The organism is Soonwooa buanensis, from assembly GCF_900167905.1.
GTDB classification, from domain to species: domain Bacteria; phylum Bacteroidota; class Bacteroidia; order Flavobacteriales; family Weeksellaceae; genus Soonwooa; species Soonwooa buanensis.
The window spans coordinates 251,359-270,550 of the sequence record NZ_FUYZ01000002.1 but is presented as its reverse complement, the minus strand read 5'-3'; the positions used below and the strand labels follow the sequence as shown (position 1 = coordinate 270,550).

Below are 19,192 nucleotides of genomic sequence, written 5' to 3'. Positions count from 1 at the left end.
ACAAGACCAAACTTAAAAATAATTTATGAAAAAACAATTACCACTTTTAGCAGCGGTATTCCTTTACGGCGCTTTATTCAGTCAAGATAGTCAAAGCTTCCATGCGACAATGGATGGCAAAAGTGCCCAAGCATTACAAGAACTTTTCCCGAAAGAAGTTTCGATTTTAAAAACGATTGACAATCAATCTGCCGTTCTTTTAACTGAAGAGGCAGCGCATCATTTACACAGAAACATCCTTACGCACGGTCCTGGATTCGTTTATCAAAACAGTGCTGAAACAGCTCTAGATGTTTTAAATAAAAAAGTTAGCAAATCGTCTCAGCTTCTCAATTTGACAATTACTGAAAATGATTGGGTTAACCACAGTATCGGGAAAGTAAATGCTGACAATATCAAAAATCACATTTCCACATTAGAAGCTTATGGCACGCGTCGTCATGATAATGCAAAAGGAAAACAAGCTGCACTGGATCTGAAAGCAAAATGGGAAACCATGATTGCAGCAGCTGGCCGTACAGACATTAGTGTTGTGCTTTTTAACCACACTGCAACGCCGATGCCTTCGGTACTTTTAAAGATAAATGGTAACACAACTCCTAACGAATCTGTGATTATTGGAGGTCATCTAGATTCTATTTCGTTTTCTGGGCAAGCACCTGGCGCAGATGACAACGCCTCAGGAATTGCGAGTATTACAGAAATGCTTCGCGTGCTTTTGGACATTAAATTTAAACCACAAAAAAGTATCGAAATGATGGCTTTTTCTGCGGAAGAAGTGGGATTGGTTGGGTCTAATGATGTGGCAACTAATTATGCAAATAACAATAAAAATGTGGTAGCTTATGTTCAGTTTGACATGACGAATTATAAAGGATCGAACAAAGATGTGTATTTAACCACAGATTCTTACAACAGCAACGACCTTAATTTATTCTTAATAGAACTCATGGAACATTATAATAAAACGGGTTCTCATGTTTTCACTTATGGCAATACAATTTGTAATTACGGTTGCTCGGATCACTTTAGTTGGGCACAAAATGGCTATAACGCCGCCTTCCCTTTTGAAGCTAGTTTTAACGATTCTAACCCATACATCCATAGCTCGAACGACAAATTATCTGTTAGCGGAAATAATGCGAATCACGCCGCAAAATTTACTAAACTAGGTCTAGAATTTGTTATCGAAGCAGCAAAATCGAGTCAAGCATTTTTAGCCGTTCAAGACCAAAACATCAATAAAAATGATTTGAAAATTGCTGTCGAACGCAAAGTTTTAAAACTTTTAAATATCGATTTTAAAAACGTGAAAGCTTTGAAAATTATGGATGCCTCTGGACGTATTGTAAAAGAAATATTGAACCCAAATTCTAATTCAATCTCTTTAGAAAGTTTGAAAGAATCTTACTATTTGTGCATCATCGAAAATAACAACGGAACAATTAAGAGTTCTAAATTTATCAATCAATAGAAATAAAAAAGCCCTGGATTAACTTTCCGGGGCTAACTCTATAACAAGTCCTTCTAGATCATCTGTTGCAGGAATCTGGCAACTTAGTCGACTGTTTGGCTTTACATTATAAGCTTCATCCAACATAGCTTCCTCATCGACTTGCATCTCTGGCAAAGCCACATTCTCGCTAATAACATAACATTGGCAAGAAGCGCACATCGCTAGACCTCCACAAATACCAATAGTCCCTTCTGGCACCAATTCGTAAGCGCGAATCACCTCCATAAGACTCATGGCCATGTCTGTTGGCGCGGCAACATCATGAGAAACACCGTCCCTATCTATTATCGTAATATTAACATCTGACATTTTAAAATCTTTTCTACAAAGTTAATAAATATTAGGTTTAAAGGAAATTCAAATATTATGAAATATACCCAGAAATAGGTATTTTGTAGTTGATAATCTTAATCTAAATTTGAAAAAGATAAATGAATAAAAACCATTTTCAACAGTCCAATTACACAATATTTTTTAAAATAAGTAATTGTTATATTATCATTTATTTATCACAAAAAAGCCTAAGTCTACTCAACTTAGGCTTTTGATTTTGTATTTAAATCTGATTAATCAATTGATTTTACAACTGCTTTTTCAGCTTCTTTTCTTGTACCGTCGAATCCATCAATACCCGAAACCGTTGTATATTTAAGAACGAATTTTTTTCCTGGATTAAGTCTATTATAAACACTTTGACACATCAAAGTCGCCTCATGGAAACCGCAAAGAATCAACTTCAACTTCCCTGGATACGTATTAACATCGCCAATCGCGTAGATGCCATCGATATTGGTTTGATAATCTAAAGCATTATTAACTTTAATGGCATTTTTCTCAATATCTAATCCCCAGTCGCCTAATGGACCAAGTTTCGGTGTTAATCCGAATAAAGGAATTAAATAATCGGTTTCGATGATTTCTTTTTCTTCGCCTTTTGTAACTTCGATTGCCGTAAGTGTCTCCTCTCCTATCAAGCCCGTTACTTCGGCAGGCGTAATCAGATTGATTTTGCCAGCTTTCTTAAGCGCAGCCACTTTCTCAACTGAGTCTAAAGCACCACGAAACTCGTTTCTTCTATGGATTAAGGTTACATCCGACGCAACATCTGCCAAGAAAATCGACCAGTCCAACGCAGAATCTCCTCCACCAGCAATGACGATTTTTTTGTCACGGAACATTTCTGGATTTCTCACGAAATATTCAACACCGTTTTCTTCAAATTTTTCAAGATTTTCTAATTCGGGTTTACGAGGATCAAAACTTCCTAATCCACCAGCAATTGCAATGGCTTTTCCTTTAATTTTGGTACCGCGACTTGTGGTTACGATAAAATCTCCTTCTTCAGTTTTTTCATAGCTCATTGCTTTTTCTGAAAGAGAAAATTGAGGTTCGAATTGTTTGATTTGTTCCATCAAATTATCAACTAAAACGCCAGCGTCAACACTTGGAAAACCAGGAATATCGAAAATCGGTTTTTTGGGATACAACTCCGACAACTGTCCGCCAGGTTGCGGCAATGCATCGATAAGATGACATCTCAACTTTAATAATCCCGCTTCGAATACTGCAAATAATCCTGTTGGACCTGCGCCTATAATAATGATATCTGTTTCGAACATTTCTTTAATATTTTATTATGCAAAGCTAAGCATTTTCACTTCTTTTAGAATTATTCTAAATGATGACTTTACTTAGTTTTATTTAATTTAAATTTAATTATCTCTCTTTATCAAAGCCATATAGAATCCGTCGTAGCCTTGGCTAGGCATAATTTTTTCTTCTTTAACCAAAGAATAATCAGGATTGTTGGTTAAGAATTTTTCGACTTGAAGGTTATTTTCCGATGGCAAAATTGAACAAGTTGCATAGATCATTTGACCTCCTTTTTTAATAATTTTAGAATAATCTTTAAGAATTTGCTCTTGCTCTTTTTTAATTCTATCAATAAAATCTTGGTCGATTTTCCATTTAGAATCTGGATTACGTTTCAACACGCCAAGTCCAGAACAAGGTGCGTCGATTAACAATCGATCCGCTGTATTATGAAGTCGTTTAATAACTTTAGAATCCGAAATAAAACGTGCTTCGATATTATGAGCGCCAGCACGTTTTGCACGACGTTTTAATTCTGCCAACTTCCATTCAAAAATATCTAATGCGATAATTTGACCTTTGTTCTTCATCAAAGCTGCTAAATGCAAAGTCTTCCCACCTGCGCCAGCACAAGCATCAACAACGCGCATTCCTTCTTTCGGATCCAATAGTTGTCCAATCGTTTGAGAAGACGCGTCTTGAACCTCGAATAATCCATCTTTGAAAGCCGATGTCAAAAACACATTTTTCTTTTCCTCCAACTGAACAGCATCTGGATAACCATGTATCGTAAAAGCAGGAACGCCCTCGTCTTGAAGGTCCGCCACCAATTCTTTCGGCGACGTTTTCAAAGTATTGGTTCTAAGAACTGTCGGTGCTTGCTCGTTAAGCGCTAACATCTCTTTCTCCCATTTTGGTCCCAATTCTTTCTCCATAGTTTCTGCCAACCAATCTGGAATCGAATATTCAATAGCCTTTGTTGGGATGTAACCTTTTTTAAGTTTATTAAGAATATCAGCCGTTTTAACACCATCAAATTCTTCAAACTTTTTATAATGCGACTTACTCCAAAGCAAATATGCCAAAATTAATTTGTAAACATTATTTGGTTTCACACCTTCGCCCATATAATATTCCAGACGTTTTTTCCAACGGATAATGTTGTAAAAAATCTCCGAAACAACTTGTCGGTCTTGACTTCCCCATTTTCTATTCGCTTTCAAAAGTCTTTCGATAACTTTGTCAGCATATTTTTTATCTTGAAAAAAGGTCTCTTGCAAAGCGTCGTGGATGCCTATGAGAAGATTGCGATGTATTAATTCCATAAAGTAAAACTTCTTATAATATAGAAGACTGCAAATTTACGAAAAATAAAAAAGTTCAGAAATTAATTCTGAACTTCGGATAATACTTCTGGTAATTCTATTTCTTCTTTGCTAAAAGTCAGCTTGACATCGCCCCAGTTTTCCCCAGTTTTAATGCGATGTATTTGCATTGATGACACCCCGAATCGTCTAGCTAATCTAGCCATTGTTTCGCCTTTTTCTAACTTTCTTTTAATAAACACGACATCGCTGTATGTTAGTTTAGCATGATCTCTTTTAGGTCTATCTCGACGCTCTAGCTTCAGATTATGCTCGATCCACTTTGGACTTTTTCGACCGTGCTCTAGCACTTCTTCTTTGGTCGCCCAAGCTAGATTCTCCACACGATTATCTTGTTTATCAAAATTAAGATGAAGTACAAACTGTTTGTCTTCGGGATCATCATTCGGGATAAACAATTCAGCAACCGCTTTATGCACTAAGATTTGGTAATAGATAGATCGCTTTTTGTTAATCTTGGCTCGTTCTTTAGACATCTTTTTTAGGATTTTCTCTAAAGATTCTTTTTTAGGATTCAGACTTCTTTCAATCTTTCGACTTTCATCGTAGGTTGTGGATTTCTTTTTTAGAAGTGCATTTTTTTCTTTTATTTCCGACCGTAACGCATCAATTTCTTTTTGTATACTTTCTAAAACACTTGCAGAAACCTCATCCATTTCACCTAGAATCTTGAAACGGATAATCGGATAACCGCCTTGTAATCCTCCATTTATCAATCTACCTTTTGGATTATTTACGTTAAAAGATTTGACTTCGCCGTAATTAGAAAATTCAAAGCGCATACTTTTATCTTCAGTACCATTAATGGAATATTCTTTCCAAATTACATTATTTCTATCCACATTATTACATTTTTAACAAAACTAAGAATAATGTTTATTTTAAAAGCTATTTATCACATAAAAACATGATTATTAACATATTTTATATTTAAAAACAAAAAGTGGCACAATTATTAATACCATTGAAATCGAATAAGTTAAGTCTTAAAAACTAATTATCAAGCATTAACAAATATAACGTTTTAGGTATTGGTGAACAACAGATAGTAATAACCTGCACTTAATTGTTAATTTTCTGTTAATTGATTGTTGACATTTTTGTTAAATATGAAAATTTAATAATTTTGTCAAACTTTTTTGTTAAACATAATTAAATGAGTCAAGAAATTAAAAAAGACGATACAGAAGCACTTATCCGCAAAACCGCAAAGAAGCTGTTTTTCGGGGAAGGCAAATTCAATGCGACAACGCAGGAGATTGCCGATGCTGCTGGCGTTAACCGTACTTTGATTAATTACTATTTCAGATCACGAGATAATCTTTTCAATTCAGTTTTTGAAGAAGCTTTACGAAAAGAAAAAGAAAAATCGGAAGCAATTATTAACTCTAACTCGAGCTTTCGTGATAAGTTGGGACATTTTATTGATGATTCGATTTCAAAATCAATGCAATATCCTTATTTAGAAATATACATCGTCACACAAATGAATCAAGGTTGCGTCTATCACAAGACCGAAAATTTTGACGAAAATATTGCTAAAATGGGAACCGAAATCGAAGAAGAGATTTCGAAAGGAAATATCAACCCGATTAGTACACAACAATTTATTTTGAATTTAGCTTCTCTAGTTTCTTTCCCGACGTGTATGCGTCCATTGTTAAAAGAAACGATGAAAATTTCGGATAAAGAATTTGATCAACTTTTGTCAGAAAGACGCGAAGTGATCTTGAGTACTATTTTTAAAAATTAAGATAACGTAGAATTTATATATTATGAAACATTACACTACTTCCAGAGCTAAGATTTTCTTATCTGGAGCATTGTTAGTGTTCGGCATGTTCTCAGCTTATGCGCAAGAATCTGTTTCTTTACAAGAAGCAATTCAGAAGGCATTAGCTAACAAAGCCGAAGCCAAGAAAGCTGCTTTGCAAGTGCAAAAAGCAGAGTACAAAATCGACGAAGCTCGAGCTGGTGCATTACCACAGGTGAAAGTTGGCGGTAACCTTACTTACAACCCAGTTATCCAAGAGTCCGTTTTACAAATGGGAGATCAGACTTTGGTGGTTAAGATGGGACAACCATGGACGTCTAACATCGCTGCAACAGTTAACCAAGCACTTTTTGATCAAAAAGTTTTTATTGGTCTTAAAGCAGCAAAGTCAACTAGAGAATTTTATGTTCTTAACGCACAGTTGACTAATGAACAAATCATTACCAATGTAGCAACTGCCTACTATAATGTTTTTGTACAAGAAGAAAATCTTAGAACACTAGAAGCTAGTTATAGTAATACAGAGAAAGTTAGAAATATCATCAAAAGTCTTGTTGATAATGGTCTTGCAAAACAAATTGACTTAGACCGAACTAATGTACAACTAACTAACATCGCATCTAACAAGCAACGTATTATTAACGCTGTAGAATTAACTAAAAATGCTTTAAAATTCTATATGGGAATTCCGGTAGAGACCGAAATTACTTTAGAAGAGAAAAGCATCGAGCCAAAGCCTGAGCTTATCGAATCTTTAGCCAATATAGACAACCGTTCGGAGGTTAAAGTTTTAGAAAAGCAGAAAGAACTTCTTCAGTTTAATAAAAAAGCTACTGAAGCAGCACTTTATCCAACAGTTGGTCTACAAGGACAATATGGTTTTTACGGTATGGGAACCAAGTTTCCTTTAACCAATGGTTCTAGCAATGGTGTTAATTGGAGTGACTTTGCTTCAATTGGATTAAATGTGAACATCCCAATCTTTACTGGTGGTGCTACAAAAGCAAGAATCCAACAAGCGGAGATTGATATTCTAGATGTAGAACAAGATATCGAAAATACAAAACAAAGCTTGAACTTAGATTACAAAAACTCTGTAACCAATATCGAAAATGCTTTAATTAATCTTAACAGCATGAAAGACAATGTTGAACTTGCAGAAAAAGTACAAAAAAACACGCAATCTAACTACCAATATGGACTTGCAAACCTAACTGAACTTTTAGATTCAGAAAATGCATTAACGCAAGCAAGACAAAATTATGCAAACGCATTGTTAGATTACAAACAAGCTGAAATCCAGTTAATAAAAGCTAAAGGAGAACTTAATACATTAACACAACCATAATAAATAAACGATTCAGAAAATGAAAAAAACTTTAATATATATCGTCGTTGCGGCAATCCTTTTAGGATTATTTGTTTACAAAATAACAAGTAACAAAGAAGAACAAAAAGTAGTTGTTGCAGAAGTAGCGAAACAAGTTGACAAGATTAACGTAAATGTTGTTACAGCTTCTCGCTCAGACATCGATACAGATTATTCGGCTAACGGTACTTTCATTCCAAAAGCTGAAACCAATCTTTCTTCAGAAATTGCAGGTCGTGTTATTAGCGTTCTTGTAAAAGAAGGTTCTCGCGTTGGTGCAGGACAAGTTGTTGCAACCATCAAAAAAGATGCTATTGAAGTAGATATGACACAAGCTCAAAACAACCTTCAAAATGCAATTATCGATAACCAACGTTACGAAAATGCTTTCAAAACTGGAGGTGTTACAAAACAACAAGTGGATAACTCTAGACTACAACTTAAAAATGCACAGGCAGCAGTTCGTGCACAAGGTGTAAGAGTTAACAACGCAACTGTACGTGCAGGCATCAGCGGAACGATTAACAAAAGATTGATCGAGCCAGGCGCTGTTGTATCTCCAGGTACGCCAATGTTCGAAATTGTAAATATTAATACGGTTAAACTTTCAGTATTGGTAGACGAAAGCCAAGTTGGAAGAATCCAATTAGGTCAAGTTGTTAAAATCAATGTTAACGTACTTCCTGAAGATTCTTTCGCTGGTAAAATTACTTTTATCGCTCCTAAAGCTGACGCTTCTCTTAACTTCCCAGTTGAGATCGAAGTTGCCAACAATGGTCAATTGAAAGCAGGTATGTACGCAACTGCTATCTTTAAAACTAATCATGGTGCCGAAACTCAAAATATGTTAACTGTACCTGCGGACGCTTTTGTTAATGGTGTTAGCTCTGGTCAATTATTTATCGTGGACAACGGTGCTGCGAAAATGATCAAAGTAACAACAGGAAAAGTTTATGGTGATAAAGTCCAAATTTTAGCTGGATTAAACGGTGGCGAACAAGTTATTACCAGCGGACAAATCAACCTTAACGATGGTTCAAAAGTCAATATTGTAAAGTAGATTAAACATGAAGTTAGCAGAAATATCGATTAAAAGACCAACCTTAGTCATTGTATTATTTACATTGCTAACGTTGGGCGGATTGCTGAGTTATTCCATGATGGGATACGAGCTAATCCCAAAATTTGAAACCAACATGGTAACCATTTCTACGGTTTATCCAGGTGCTTCGCCAAGTGAGGTGGAGACATCGGTTACTCGTAAAATTGAAGATGCCGTTGGTTCTTTAGAAAACGTAAAAAAAGTAGAAGCTTCATCTTATGAAAGTCTTTCGGTAATTATGGTCCAATTGAATCCTGGAGCCGATGTAGATTTTGCATTAAATGACGCGCAACGTAAAGTTAACGCTATTATATCCGACCTTCCAGAGGATGCAAAAGCACCGTCTCTTAATAAGTTCTCTTTGGATGATTTACCAATTATGACTTTAAGTATCGGAAGTGATAAACTTAATAATAAAGAGCTTTACGACTTACTAGATAAAAAAATTGAGCCTACATTTTCTCGTGTAAATGGTGTGGCGCAAATTGATCTTGTTGGTGGACAAGAAAGAGAAATTCAAGTTAATATTGATGAAAAAAAATTGCAAGGTTATGGACTTTCTATTGGGCAAGTTCAACAAGCGATTTTATCATCAAACCTTGACTTCCCAACAGGTAGTGTTAAAACTAGAACTTCAAAATCTACAATTAGATTAGCTGGTAAATACAAGTCTATCGAAGACATGAGAAACTTGGTTGTATCTAACAATGGTGCACAGGTTAGATTATCTGACATTGCAACAGTATTTGATACAACACAAGATGTTGAAAAATTAGCACGTTATAACCAGCTTCCTACGATTTTAATTCAGGTTAAAAAACAATCGGATGCTAACGCGGTTGCGGTTTCTGAAAGCATTCAGAAAACAATGAAGGAAGTTGAGAAAAACTACGCTGCTCAAGGCATTAAACTGAACATCGTTAACGACTCAACAGAATTTACATTAGCGGCTGCGGACCACGTAATCTTTGATTTATTCTTAGCGATTATCTTGGTTGCGGTAGTAATGTTATTATTCTTACACAGTATCCGTAACGCAGTTATCGTAATGGTTGCAATCCCAATGTCATTAATTGCAGCTTTCATCGGTATGAATTTGATGGGTTACACCCTTAACTTGATGAGTTTACTAGGACTTTCATTGGTTGTTGGTATCTTGGTGGATGACGCGATTGTGGTTTTGGAAAACATCTACCGTCACATGGAGATGGGTAAATCTAAAATCCGTGCAGCTTATGATGGTGCTTCAGAAATTGGATTTACTGTAACAGCGATTACGTTGGTTATTGTGGTGGTATTCTTACCAATTGCGATGAGTACAGGTCTAGTAGCAAACATCCTAGCACAGTTCTGTGTCACGGTAGTTATTGCAACTTTGTTATCATTGTTGGCGTCATTTACGATTATCCCTTGGTTATCATCAAGATTCGGAAAATTAGAGCATTTAACAGGTAAAAACTTGTTCGAAAAATTCATCCTTTGGTTCGAAAAACAATTAGATAATTTCACACATTGGATTACTGGTATCCTAGAATGGTGTCTTAAAACAACTTTACGAAGAATCACGACTGTTATTGTAACATTCTTAGTATTAATAGCATCATTCAGCTTAGTTGGACTTGGATTTATCGGTGGAGAATTCTTCCCTAAATTAGATAAAGGTGAATTCTTAGTTCAAATGGAATTACCAAAAGATGCTTCTGTTGAGAAAACCAACCAAGTTACTTTAGATGTTGAAAAATTCTTGAGACAATATCCAGAAGTTGTCAATATGATTACAACCGTTGGTCAACAGTCTGGTGGTATGGGTGCGGCTCAGTCAACAGCTTATCAATCTGAGATTCAGGTTATTTTAACGGATAAAGCAGAAAGAAGCGAAAGTACAGATATCTTATCTGCAAAAATTAAAAGACAATTAGAAGAAAAATTCACTGGTGTTGAGTTTAAAACTGCGCCAATCGGTATTATGGGTGCGGAAAGAGCACCTATCGAAATGGTAGTAACTGCGCCAGATGTACAGACTGCAACTAAAGAAGCAGAACGTATTTTAGCCTTGTTGAAAAAAGTGCCTGGTGCTATTGGTTCAGAATTGTCAACCGATACTGGTAACCCAGAAATCCGTGTTAACATCGACCGTGATAAAATGGCGGCTCTAGGATTAAATCTTTCTAGCGTTGGTCAAGCGATGCAGACAGCTTTCAACGGTAACACTGATGGTAAATTCCGTGCCGGTGAATACGAATATGATATCAACATTAGATTTGCTGACAACAGTAGAAAATCTATTGATGATGTTAAAAACTTAATCTTCACAAACAGTAATGGAGAGCAAATTAGATTAAGCCAGTTTGCAAATGTTGAGATGAGCTCTGGACCGAGTTTGTTACAACGTCGTGACAAATCACCTGCTGTTAAAGTTCAGTCTAAAGTAGTTGGTCGTCCTTCGGGAGACGTTGCAAACGAATGGGCAGCAATGTTCATGAACAATGAAAAAACAAAACCTGCAGGTGTAGATTACATATGGGGTGGAGATATGGAAAACCAGTCAGAAGGTTTTGGTACTTTAGGTATCGCTTTATTAGCAGCTATTATTTTGGTTTACTTAGTAATGGTATCGCTTTATGACAGTTTTGTTTATCCGTTTGTAGTATTATTCTCAATTCCGTTGGCGTTAATTGGGGTAATGGTAATTCTTGCACTAACAGGAAATTCATTAAACATCTTTACCATGTTAGGTATGATTATGTTGATTGGTCTAGTTGCGAAAAACGCGATTATGATTGTCGACTTTGCTAACATGAGAAAAGCAGCTGGAGCTAATACTCACGATGCTTTGATACAAGCCAACCACGCACGTCTTCGTCCGATCTTGATGACGACAATTGCGATGATCTTCGGTATGATCCCGATTGCATTAGCAAAAGGTGCAGGTGCTGAGATGAACAACGGTCTTGCTTGGGTAATTATTGGTGGTTTGACATCATCATTATTCTTGACTTTGATTATCGTACCAGTTGTATATTCTTTATTTGACTCGATGTTGAGAAGATTCGGGAAAGATGAAAAAGTCGATTACGAAGCAGAAATGATTGCAGACTACGATCACAAAGAACTAAGTGAAGACGGCTTTACGCCAAAACATACTGATTAGTTTTTATTAATCAATTATTTTAACCCGAGATCCCATTGTCTTTTGACAGTGGGATTTTTTTATATAAGAAACAGTTATACTTAAAATTAAAAATTTTAACAAAAAATATTAAAAACAAAACTTTATTATTTTCTATATTAGAATCAATAATATCAATCAAAGACAAATTTCGCCAACCAACGCATCATGAAAGACAATCCTTTTATAACAATATTTTTGCTCATTTGTATAGAGATTGGCGCATTGTATTATCTCGATTATATTGATTCTTCTTTTCTAAAAAAAGATGGTGCTTTTGTTTTAATCGTTTTAACTATTCCTGTGATTTCGATTGGACTTTCAGCAACATTAGACAATCATCGCTACCAAAAAAGCTTTAAAAGATTCAGTATATTTTTAATAATAGTTGCGGTTATCGCTTTTGCCGTTATCAGCTATCTAGGTGCTTTAGGGCGTGCTTATCAACATTAATCATTAGGAATATGAAGACTTCTAAACTCGATTTTTTCAACATATTTTTAGCGATAGCATTAGGTTTTATTTTAATACTAAATCTCATTGTTCGTTACAAAAATAAAGAGCAAGACAAACTCCTTTGGGAAGCCTATATCCTGAGTAGCAATGCCGATTCTTCAAAAGATGATGTCAACGCGATCAAGATTATTGATGCCTCATTTTTTAACCGTTTTGATAAATCTCAAAAAAACCTCAATTACGATTCCAAAAAAGAGGCTGGCGAGATTGTTAATACTGTTGATAGTGTTAAAATTAAATTTTCGACCTATGATGGAGATTTACTTCCCGACTCACTTAGTGTAAGATTCTTTTCTGGAAATGAACGTAAGTTTTATCAACTTACAACCAAATTGCCCTACGAAAAGATTAGAAAATTAGTCCTAAGAAATAAGCAGAGTCCTGCTTTCTTCATTGAAATTCAAAATAAAGGAAAAGTTTTACTTAAACTAAATCAGGCTAAGAATGACAATCTAAATTATGCAACAATCGCTTCCTTTAATGCCAAAGAAACAATTGGTACTATTGAAGAATTAGTTAATAAAGAATCTCTTGATAGCCATTATAACGATTATGATGGTGTAACTAAAGTATTCGACTTTGGAGAACTTATAAGCAATAAATATTGGTGGCGAGCACAGATAGAAAAAGTAGATCCTGAAGATAGCATCACCAGTTTCTATGCCATTTCGCACGCAGAATATGCCATAAGTGATCTCGAAAAAGATAGAAAAATAGAACTTCGTACTATTCCCAAAGATTTTTATATCAGTTGGAAAAACGATAGAAATTACTCCGTTACATATGAATTAAACTCACAACAAATTTTAGAGGCTTTCCGAAAATTAAATGAAATTAATAGTTCTTATCCAATCACGATTAAGTTCATAATCGATAAAAGCAACTTTACACGTTGCGAAATTTCTCGTGGCGACACATCTATCGAATTAAAAGATTTATTTCCACGTAAGCCTTAGAGCTTATTTTACTTTTAAAATTTAAACCTAAAAAAAAAAACCGACTTCTTTCGAAGTCGGCCTACTACAATAAACAAAACTCAAATGAGTTATTCTTTAATAACTTTCGTTGTTGTTGACGTACCGTTATTTAACTTAACTGTAACTAAATAAACTCCTTTTTTAAGATCATCCAATTTCAATTCTGAAGCCGGTGCTAAAGTCTTAACTGTTCTTCCAGAGATATCTGTAATTATGATAGACGCAACATTTTTAGCATCAGAAATTTTAAGAACGTCAGAGAAAGGATTTGGGTATACAATTGCAAACGTTTTATTAGCTTCGTTAGTTGCTAGATCGTTAATAACTGTTACCGTATAATCTTCCGTTTGACCGTATGTCATATCTAAACAAGAACTTAGCTCATCACCTGTTTCCGTTGCAGAAGCATTAAAGTTGTACTTAACACGCATTCTTGTATCACCTAATTTAGCGGTTGCCGGAACTGCAATATTTTTGTTAACAGTAACCGTCGCACCAGAACCTCCTGCAAAATCAGAAGTTTTAAAATAAGCTTCACCAGCATCCAAGAAAGATCCATTTTGATTCCAGTCTATGTATACTGTATATCCAAATCTGTTGTTTCCTTCACCTGTTCCACTTAAAGTAATTGGGTAAGTACTACCTTTTTTAACTGTCGCTTTTGTATTTAAGAAAAATTCATGAGCTTCACCTGTATTAATATTAGCACTTGAAGAATTATTGATACCTGCAAAATTAACATTTGTAATAGGGTAAGTCGCTTCTCCGATTAGTGGACCACAATATGGTGCTGCTTGATTAGCTCCTGTTGTAAAATACATATCCTCACAACTAGGTGTTGCGCCAACATTATTAACAGAAATAACCTGTGCATAGATCTTAGTATCAGCTGGTAATGTCATCTTTTTACCTACGTTGAAATAGTTGGTATTAACAGATTCTGATAAAATATCGTCATCACCTGGCGTAGTTCCTAAACTCAACAAATAAGCAAAAGCACCTTGAGAAGCTGGCCAAGATAAAGTTGGACGTAGAGAAACATTTGTTGCGCCATTTGCTGGTACATCGACGTTAGTACATGTTGGTGGTACGGTTGTGTTTTGGATAATGTTAAAACTATCGAAGAAGTTAGCAAACTTATATTGCGCGCCTGATGTTGCAACAGTTCTCACTCTGATTTTAAGATTCTGTACATTAGGCAAAGCAGGAATCGTACCTGCGACTTCTGTACAACCATCGCCAGCTGGATTAAGATTTTTAGTTGTGAAATTAGTGTAAGTTACACCATTATCAATACTATAATCTAACGTAATAACACCACCTATTGCAGCAGTAGTATCTTCAGGGTCTTTAATCGTAATCAACGATATTGATACGGTAATATTATCACCATTAGATGTTACATTTGCTGGTTTGGTATACACAAGGTCCATCGTTTTAGAGACAGCATCACTACTACCATCCAAAAAACCTCCAACAGCCTTTATCCCATCACACGATGTCGGCGATAAAGTATAAACATTTGGATTAATACCTCCTGATAAACTGTAAGCCGAACTAATAGTTCCTTCAAAACTCTCTAGCGCCATAACTTGTGCTTGCGAAAAACAAGAAGCAACCAAGAAACAACTTAGTAAAATTTTCTTCATTTTGATATATTTAGTTAATTAATGCAAAACTAAAAAAATATCTAGATTAAGCAAATTATTTAAATAAATTTTTCACTTAAAAGTAATTATAACAAATTAAATTACTTGAAATAATTATAAAACATTAATTCTGTTAGTCATATTACAGTTAATTTCAGAAAACAAAATAATTCAAGAATTTAAATCATAACGTAATTCAACAAAAAAATCCGACTTCTCACGAAGTCGGATTGTAGTATTTAAAGAAATTAATTAGATTATTCTTTGATTATCTTATTAGTACTTGTTGAACCATCATTCATTTTAACCTTAACAAGATAAACACCTTTTTGAAGTTTTCTAACATCAACCTCATTGTTTTTCAGTTGTACATCAACAGATTTTCCAGAAAGATCATATAACTCAACCGCATCAATTTTAGCAGTTGTATCAAACTTAATAAAATCTGAAGTTGGGTTAGGATACATACTTACTTTAAGCTTGCTATTAGTAACATCATTAACCGCTAAAAGATCAACCATATCAGTTGCTTTAAGTTTAATATTGTCAAACAATACATTTGCAGCCACAGTATTACTTGTTACAGTCGTATTAGGAACAGCTAAAACTTGAATGTTCGCAAGATCAGGTGTAGCACCCATACCTTTACCTTGATAAACTTCATCTAATACTGTTTGACCAGTCGATTCATCAATAATTTTGTAAGAAATTTCTCCAGAAACAGAGTCCCATGCGAAACCAATTTTATACCAAGTATTTGCGTTTAAAGCTTGGTTAAAAGTATAACCCCAGTTACCATCTTCACCAGTACTTCCATTAACATCAGCAGGATTGGAGTATGCAATTAAGGTGTGTTGCTTAGTTGTCATATTAAATGCAAAACCAATCAAACATTTATTAGCCACACTATCCCAAAGATAAATTCTACCAGTATTTTGAGACGCTGTCGCTGCACCACTGAAAACATCAAACTCATATTGAAGAACATCATTACCAGCCGTTCTTGATCCCCAAACAGATACCAATTTGCTGTTCTGATTAACTTGTTTTGTTCCCGTTGTTCCCGCAGAACCCAAAATAGATAAAACTTTACCATGCGTTGCATTATTAGCAACAATCTGGAAATTACTAGCCGCCGAATTAGCTGCTGCTGTTGCCGCTGTTGTATACCATCCTCCTTGACCTGGAGTTGCTCCCGTAATATCAGTTCCCAAGTTACCAATTGTTAAAGCTTCGAAATTATCTGAATAAACAGATTGTGCAAGGAAAAAGCTTGGCGCTGCTGCCATAAGGCAAGTAAATAGAATTTTTTTCATATTAAATAGTATTAATCATTAGTCTAACAAAACTATATATTTAATAAATATCACACAAGATTTATTTACAATATTTTACAATACCACATATTACAATAGATTATGTTAAAAATACTCAATTACAATAACTACGTTTAAAAAGACTAAAAAAAAGACATAAACCAATATAAGGTAAAACAAAACCAAAATAACCACACATCGTATTGATTTTATTTAAAAACAACACACAATATCCTTAAAATCTAAACAATATCATACAAAAGAATAAAATAATTACAATAAACAGATTCGGCTTATAAAGAAGTGATAATTCATCAGATTTCTTTATTTTTGTTAGTTAAACTGAATGAAGAAAAAAAACAATACTGTAATCAAATTATGACCTCGTCCGATAATAATTTTCGATTAAGGAAAAAAGTGCACTACTCACTAATTATCTGCATATTATTAATACAAGTAGCTCTCGCAACTTTTATATATAATGAATTTAGAAATCGTAAAAATCTAGATTTTATAGAAAACCAGATCAAGGAAATCGATGATCTAGAAAACCTAACTAACAAATCTCGAAAAGAACTTTTTGCTGCCAACACGCATTTCCAAAATTATCTAACTACCGACGATAAAAAGGACTTGGACAATTATTTTGTTGCAATCAACAATCTTAATATTACACTTGACAAAGTCAATAATTTTAAATTTAAAAATTCTGAACTTAACAAAAGTTTAGATTTTAAAACCAAACCTGCGCTTAATCTTAAAAAATTTAAAGTGCTTATTGACTCAACATCACAGATTTCCAACTCGTCAAACCAAGATTGGACGCAGAACAAGTCAAAAAATGATTTAATAAAAATCAAAAAATACAAATTCGATTACAACCCTGATAATTTTGAAGTTCATACCGAAGTTTTCAAAGATACGATCAAGAAAAAAGGACTTTTTGGGCGTCTTAAAGATGCAATATCTGGCAACGAAAACGTGAGAAAAGACAGCACGGTTATCACCATGAAGCAACGCCAAAGCGAAGCTGATCGCTTAAAAAACGATATGGATAGTCTTATAAACTCAGCAACAAAGCATTACACAACTGAAGTACGACGTGTTGAAAAAAAGATTATTGAAACGCAAAACAACAAAGACAAAAGCGCAAATAACAACCTCCAAAGCGTCAACCAAAACAACAAATTGTTTAGCGAACTTTTGCTATACAGCAATGATGTCATGGGACTTTACGACAATTCTATAAAAAATGCAAAACATGATTTAGAAAAAGAAATTGCTAAACAAAATTCGGAGAATAATAAAGTTAGAATGTATTTTGCGATTGCGGCGATGTCACTCATGTTTATCGCTTCGATACTTTTGATGTACATGACCAGAATTGCATTTGGTTACGAGAAAAAATTAAAAGCTGCCAATGTTTTAATTAATGAAAACCTGAATTTCAAAAACAGAATTCTCGGTATGTTAAGCCACGAAATGCGATCTCCGTTAAAGATTATCGGGATTTTCATTAACCGAATTAACAAAAAAACCAACGACGAAAGTATTAAAGATTATCTTAAATCTATAAGTTTCACCAACAATAGTCTGTTGCTACAAGCCAATCAAATTTTGGAATACACCAAAAATCAACACGTTGAAAACAAACTACAACCAGTTATTTTCAATCTTAAAAACGAAATTAGCAACATCGCAACGTCGATGGAAGCCTATATAGAAACGCGAAACAACAAATTTGATACACAAATTGACATCGACCCAAAGCTTGATGTTTTCTCGGATAATACAAAGATTAATCAAATTTTTATGAACATCCTCGGAAACGCCAACAAGTTTACAGAAAATGGAAAAATTTCTTTAATTTCTAAAACGCAAACTGTTGACAACAATTGTATTTTATTAACAACGGAAATAAAGGATACTGGCGCAGGAATTTCGGAGTCGGATCTTAAAAACATTTTCGAACCTTATTATCAAGGCGTTTTGTCTAACGAAGTCGAAAATCTAGGTGCAGGATTAGGCCTTAGTCTTTGTAAAGAATTGGTCGAATTATACGACGGAACTATTGCCGTAGAAAGCAAAATTGCAAAAGGAACTAAGGTTAAATTTTCTCTTTATTTAAATCTAAAATAATGGAAAAAACTAATTTTTTATTGGCAGATGATCATAGTTTAATAAGACAAGCTATTACATTTTTAATTGAAGATTTAGAATTAAATTCTGAAATTACATACGCCATCAATCTATCGCAAGTAATCGAGAAAATAGAATCCTCTCCTATCGATATCGCTATTATTGATGCGCATTTTCCTGATGGAAATAGTCTGTCGATTATCCCCGAAATAAAAAAAATAAAGCCCAATATCAAGATTTTAATCTTAACTGGAATCGATGAGAAAGCAAACGCTCTTAAATTCATCAATGCTGGTGCTAACGGTTTTCTGAGCAAAATGAGCGACGAAGAGGTTATTGAAAATGCGATTTCTAAAATGATAAGCGACGGCGAATATCTCTCGCCAACTACGCAAGCTCTATTACTAGACTCTTTACGAAATCCTAGTTTTAGTAATCCTTTGCAACAACTTACAGAACGCGAATTAGAAATTGCAAAACTCTACGTCAAAGGTCTCGGTAATCTGGAAATTGCCAACAAACTTGATATCAAACAAAACACTGTTAGCACCCTTAAAAAAAGAATCTTTGACAAGCTAAACATTGACAATATTGTGGAACTTATCGAAATCATCAAAAGTAACTAAAGCTAAAATTTGTAGATAAATATCGACATCACTAGCGACTAATATCGACAATGTTTATTTT

The 19,192-nt window shown here is 34.5% G+C and carries 15 protein-coding genes; 9 read left to right on the top strand and 6 right to left on the bottom strand.

The genetic code is table 11. The features are described 5' to 3' along the window. Window positions 1-25 precede the first annotated feature (25 nt). Window positions 26-1,474, top strand: coding sequence for a M28 family peptidase (locus B5X62_RS04430; RefSeq protein WP_079666189.1), 1,449 nt, complete (start codon window positions 26-28; stop codon window positions 1,472-1,474). A gap of 18 nt (window positions 1,475-1,492) precedes the next feature. Here B5X62_RS04430 and B5X62_RS04425 read toward each other — a convergent pair whose 3' ends face one another. From B5X62_RS04425 to B5X62_RS04410, 4 genes are all read right to left on the bottom strand, one after another. Beyond that, entirely contained in the window at window positions 1,493-1,825 is a 333-nt protein-coding gene (locus tag B5X62_RS04425) for a 2Fe-2S iron-sulfur cluster-binding protein (protein ID WP_079666188.1), read from the bottom strand. A gap of 257 nt (window positions 1,826-2,082) precedes the next feature. Further along, window positions 2,083-3,135 (bottom strand): NAD(P)/FAD-dependent oxidoreductase, encoded by a 1,053-nt coding sequence (locus B5X62_RS04420; RefSeq protein ID WP_079666187.1) that lies wholly within the window; start codon window positions 3,133-3,135, stop codon window positions 2,083-2,085. A gap of 93 nt (window positions 3,136-3,228) precedes the next feature. Then, the gene (locus B5X62_RS04415; protein ID WP_079666186.1) at window positions 3,229-4,434 is read right to left on the bottom strand and encodes an RsmB/NOP family class I SAM-dependent RNA methyltransferase; all 1,206 of its coding nucleotides are present in this window, start codon (window positions 4,432-4,434) and stop codon (window positions 3,229-3,231) included. A gap of 62 nt (window positions 4,435-4,496) precedes the next feature. Then, window positions 4,497-5,336 (bottom strand): HNH endonuclease, encoded by an 840-nt coding sequence (locus B5X62_RS04410; protein ID WP_079666185.1) that lies wholly within the window; start codon window positions 5,334-5,336, stop codon window positions 4,497-4,499. Window positions 5,337-5,650: 314 nt separating this feature from the next. Here B5X62_RS04410 and B5X62_RS04405 point away from each other — a divergent pair, with 314 nt between their 5' ends. From B5X62_RS04405 to B5X62_RS04380, 6 genes are all read left to right on the top strand, one after another. Then, a complete protein-coding gene (locus tag B5X62_RS04405) occupies window positions 5,651-6,247 on the top strand; it encodes a TetR/AcrR family transcriptional regulator (protein WP_079666184.1) in 597 nt (198 codons plus the stop codon). A 22-nt stretch (window positions 6,248-6,269) separates the two neighbouring features. Continuing rightward, entirely contained in the window at window positions 6,270-7,616 is a 1,347-nt protein-coding gene (locus B5X62_RS04400) for a TolC family protein (RefSeq protein WP_079666183.1), read from the top strand. A gap of 19 nt (window positions 7,617-7,635) precedes the next feature. Then, complete coding sequence (locus B5X62_RS04395) at window positions 7,636-8,697, top strand: efflux RND transporter periplasmic adaptor subunit (RefSeq protein ID WP_079666182.1); 1,062 nt, start codon at window positions 7,636-7,638, stop codon at window positions 8,695-8,697. Window positions 8,698-8,704: 7 nt separating this feature from the next. Then, complete coding sequence (locus B5X62_RS04390) at window positions 8,705-11,890, top strand: efflux RND transporter permease subunit (protein ID WP_079666181.1); 3,186 nt, start codon at window positions 8,705-8,707, stop codon at window positions 11,888-11,890. A gap of 186 nt (window positions 11,891-12,076) precedes the next feature. Beyond that, a complete protein-coding gene (locus B5X62_RS04385) occupies window positions 12,077-12,361 on the top strand; it encodes a hypothetical protein (protein WP_079666180.1) in 285 nt (94 codons plus the stop codon). Window positions 12,362-12,372: 11 nt separating this feature from the next. Continuing rightward, complete coding sequence (locus B5X62_RS04380) at window positions 12,373-13,380, top strand: hypothetical protein (RefSeq protein WP_079666179.1); 1,008 nt, start codon at window positions 12,373-12,375, stop codon at window positions 13,378-13,380. Between the two features lie 89 nt (window positions 13,381-13,469). On the opposite strand, the gene B5X62_RS04375 is transcribed toward B5X62_RS04380, so the two are convergent. Then, entirely contained in the window at window positions 13,470-15,050 is a 1,581-nt protein-coding gene (locus B5X62_RS04375) for a GEVED domain-containing protein (RefSeq protein WP_079666178.1), read from the bottom strand. A 257-nt stretch (window positions 15,051-15,307) separates the two neighbouring features. Further along, entirely contained in the window at window positions 15,308-16,366 is a 1,059-nt protein-coding gene (locus B5X62_RS04370) for a T9SS type A sorting domain-containing protein (RefSeq protein ID WP_079666176.1), read from the bottom strand. A 417-nt stretch (window positions 16,367-16,783) separates the two neighbouring features. On the opposite strand from B5X62_RS04370, the gene B5X62_RS04365 reads away from it, so the two are divergent. Next, window positions 16,784-18,505, top strand: coding sequence for a sensor histidine kinase (locus B5X62_RS04365; protein WP_245797151.1), 1,722 nt, complete (start codon window positions 16,784-16,786; stop codon window positions 18,503-18,505). After that, the gene (locus B5X62_RS04360; RefSeq protein WP_079666174.1) at window positions 18,505-19,131 is read left to right on the top strand and encodes a response regulator transcription factor; all 627 of its coding nucleotides are present in this window, start codon (window positions 18,505-18,507) and stop codon (window positions 19,129-19,131) included. Before B5X62_RS04365 ends, B5X62_RS04360 begins: the two co-directional genes overlap by 1 nt. Window positions 19,132-19,192: the final 61 nt, after the last annotated feature.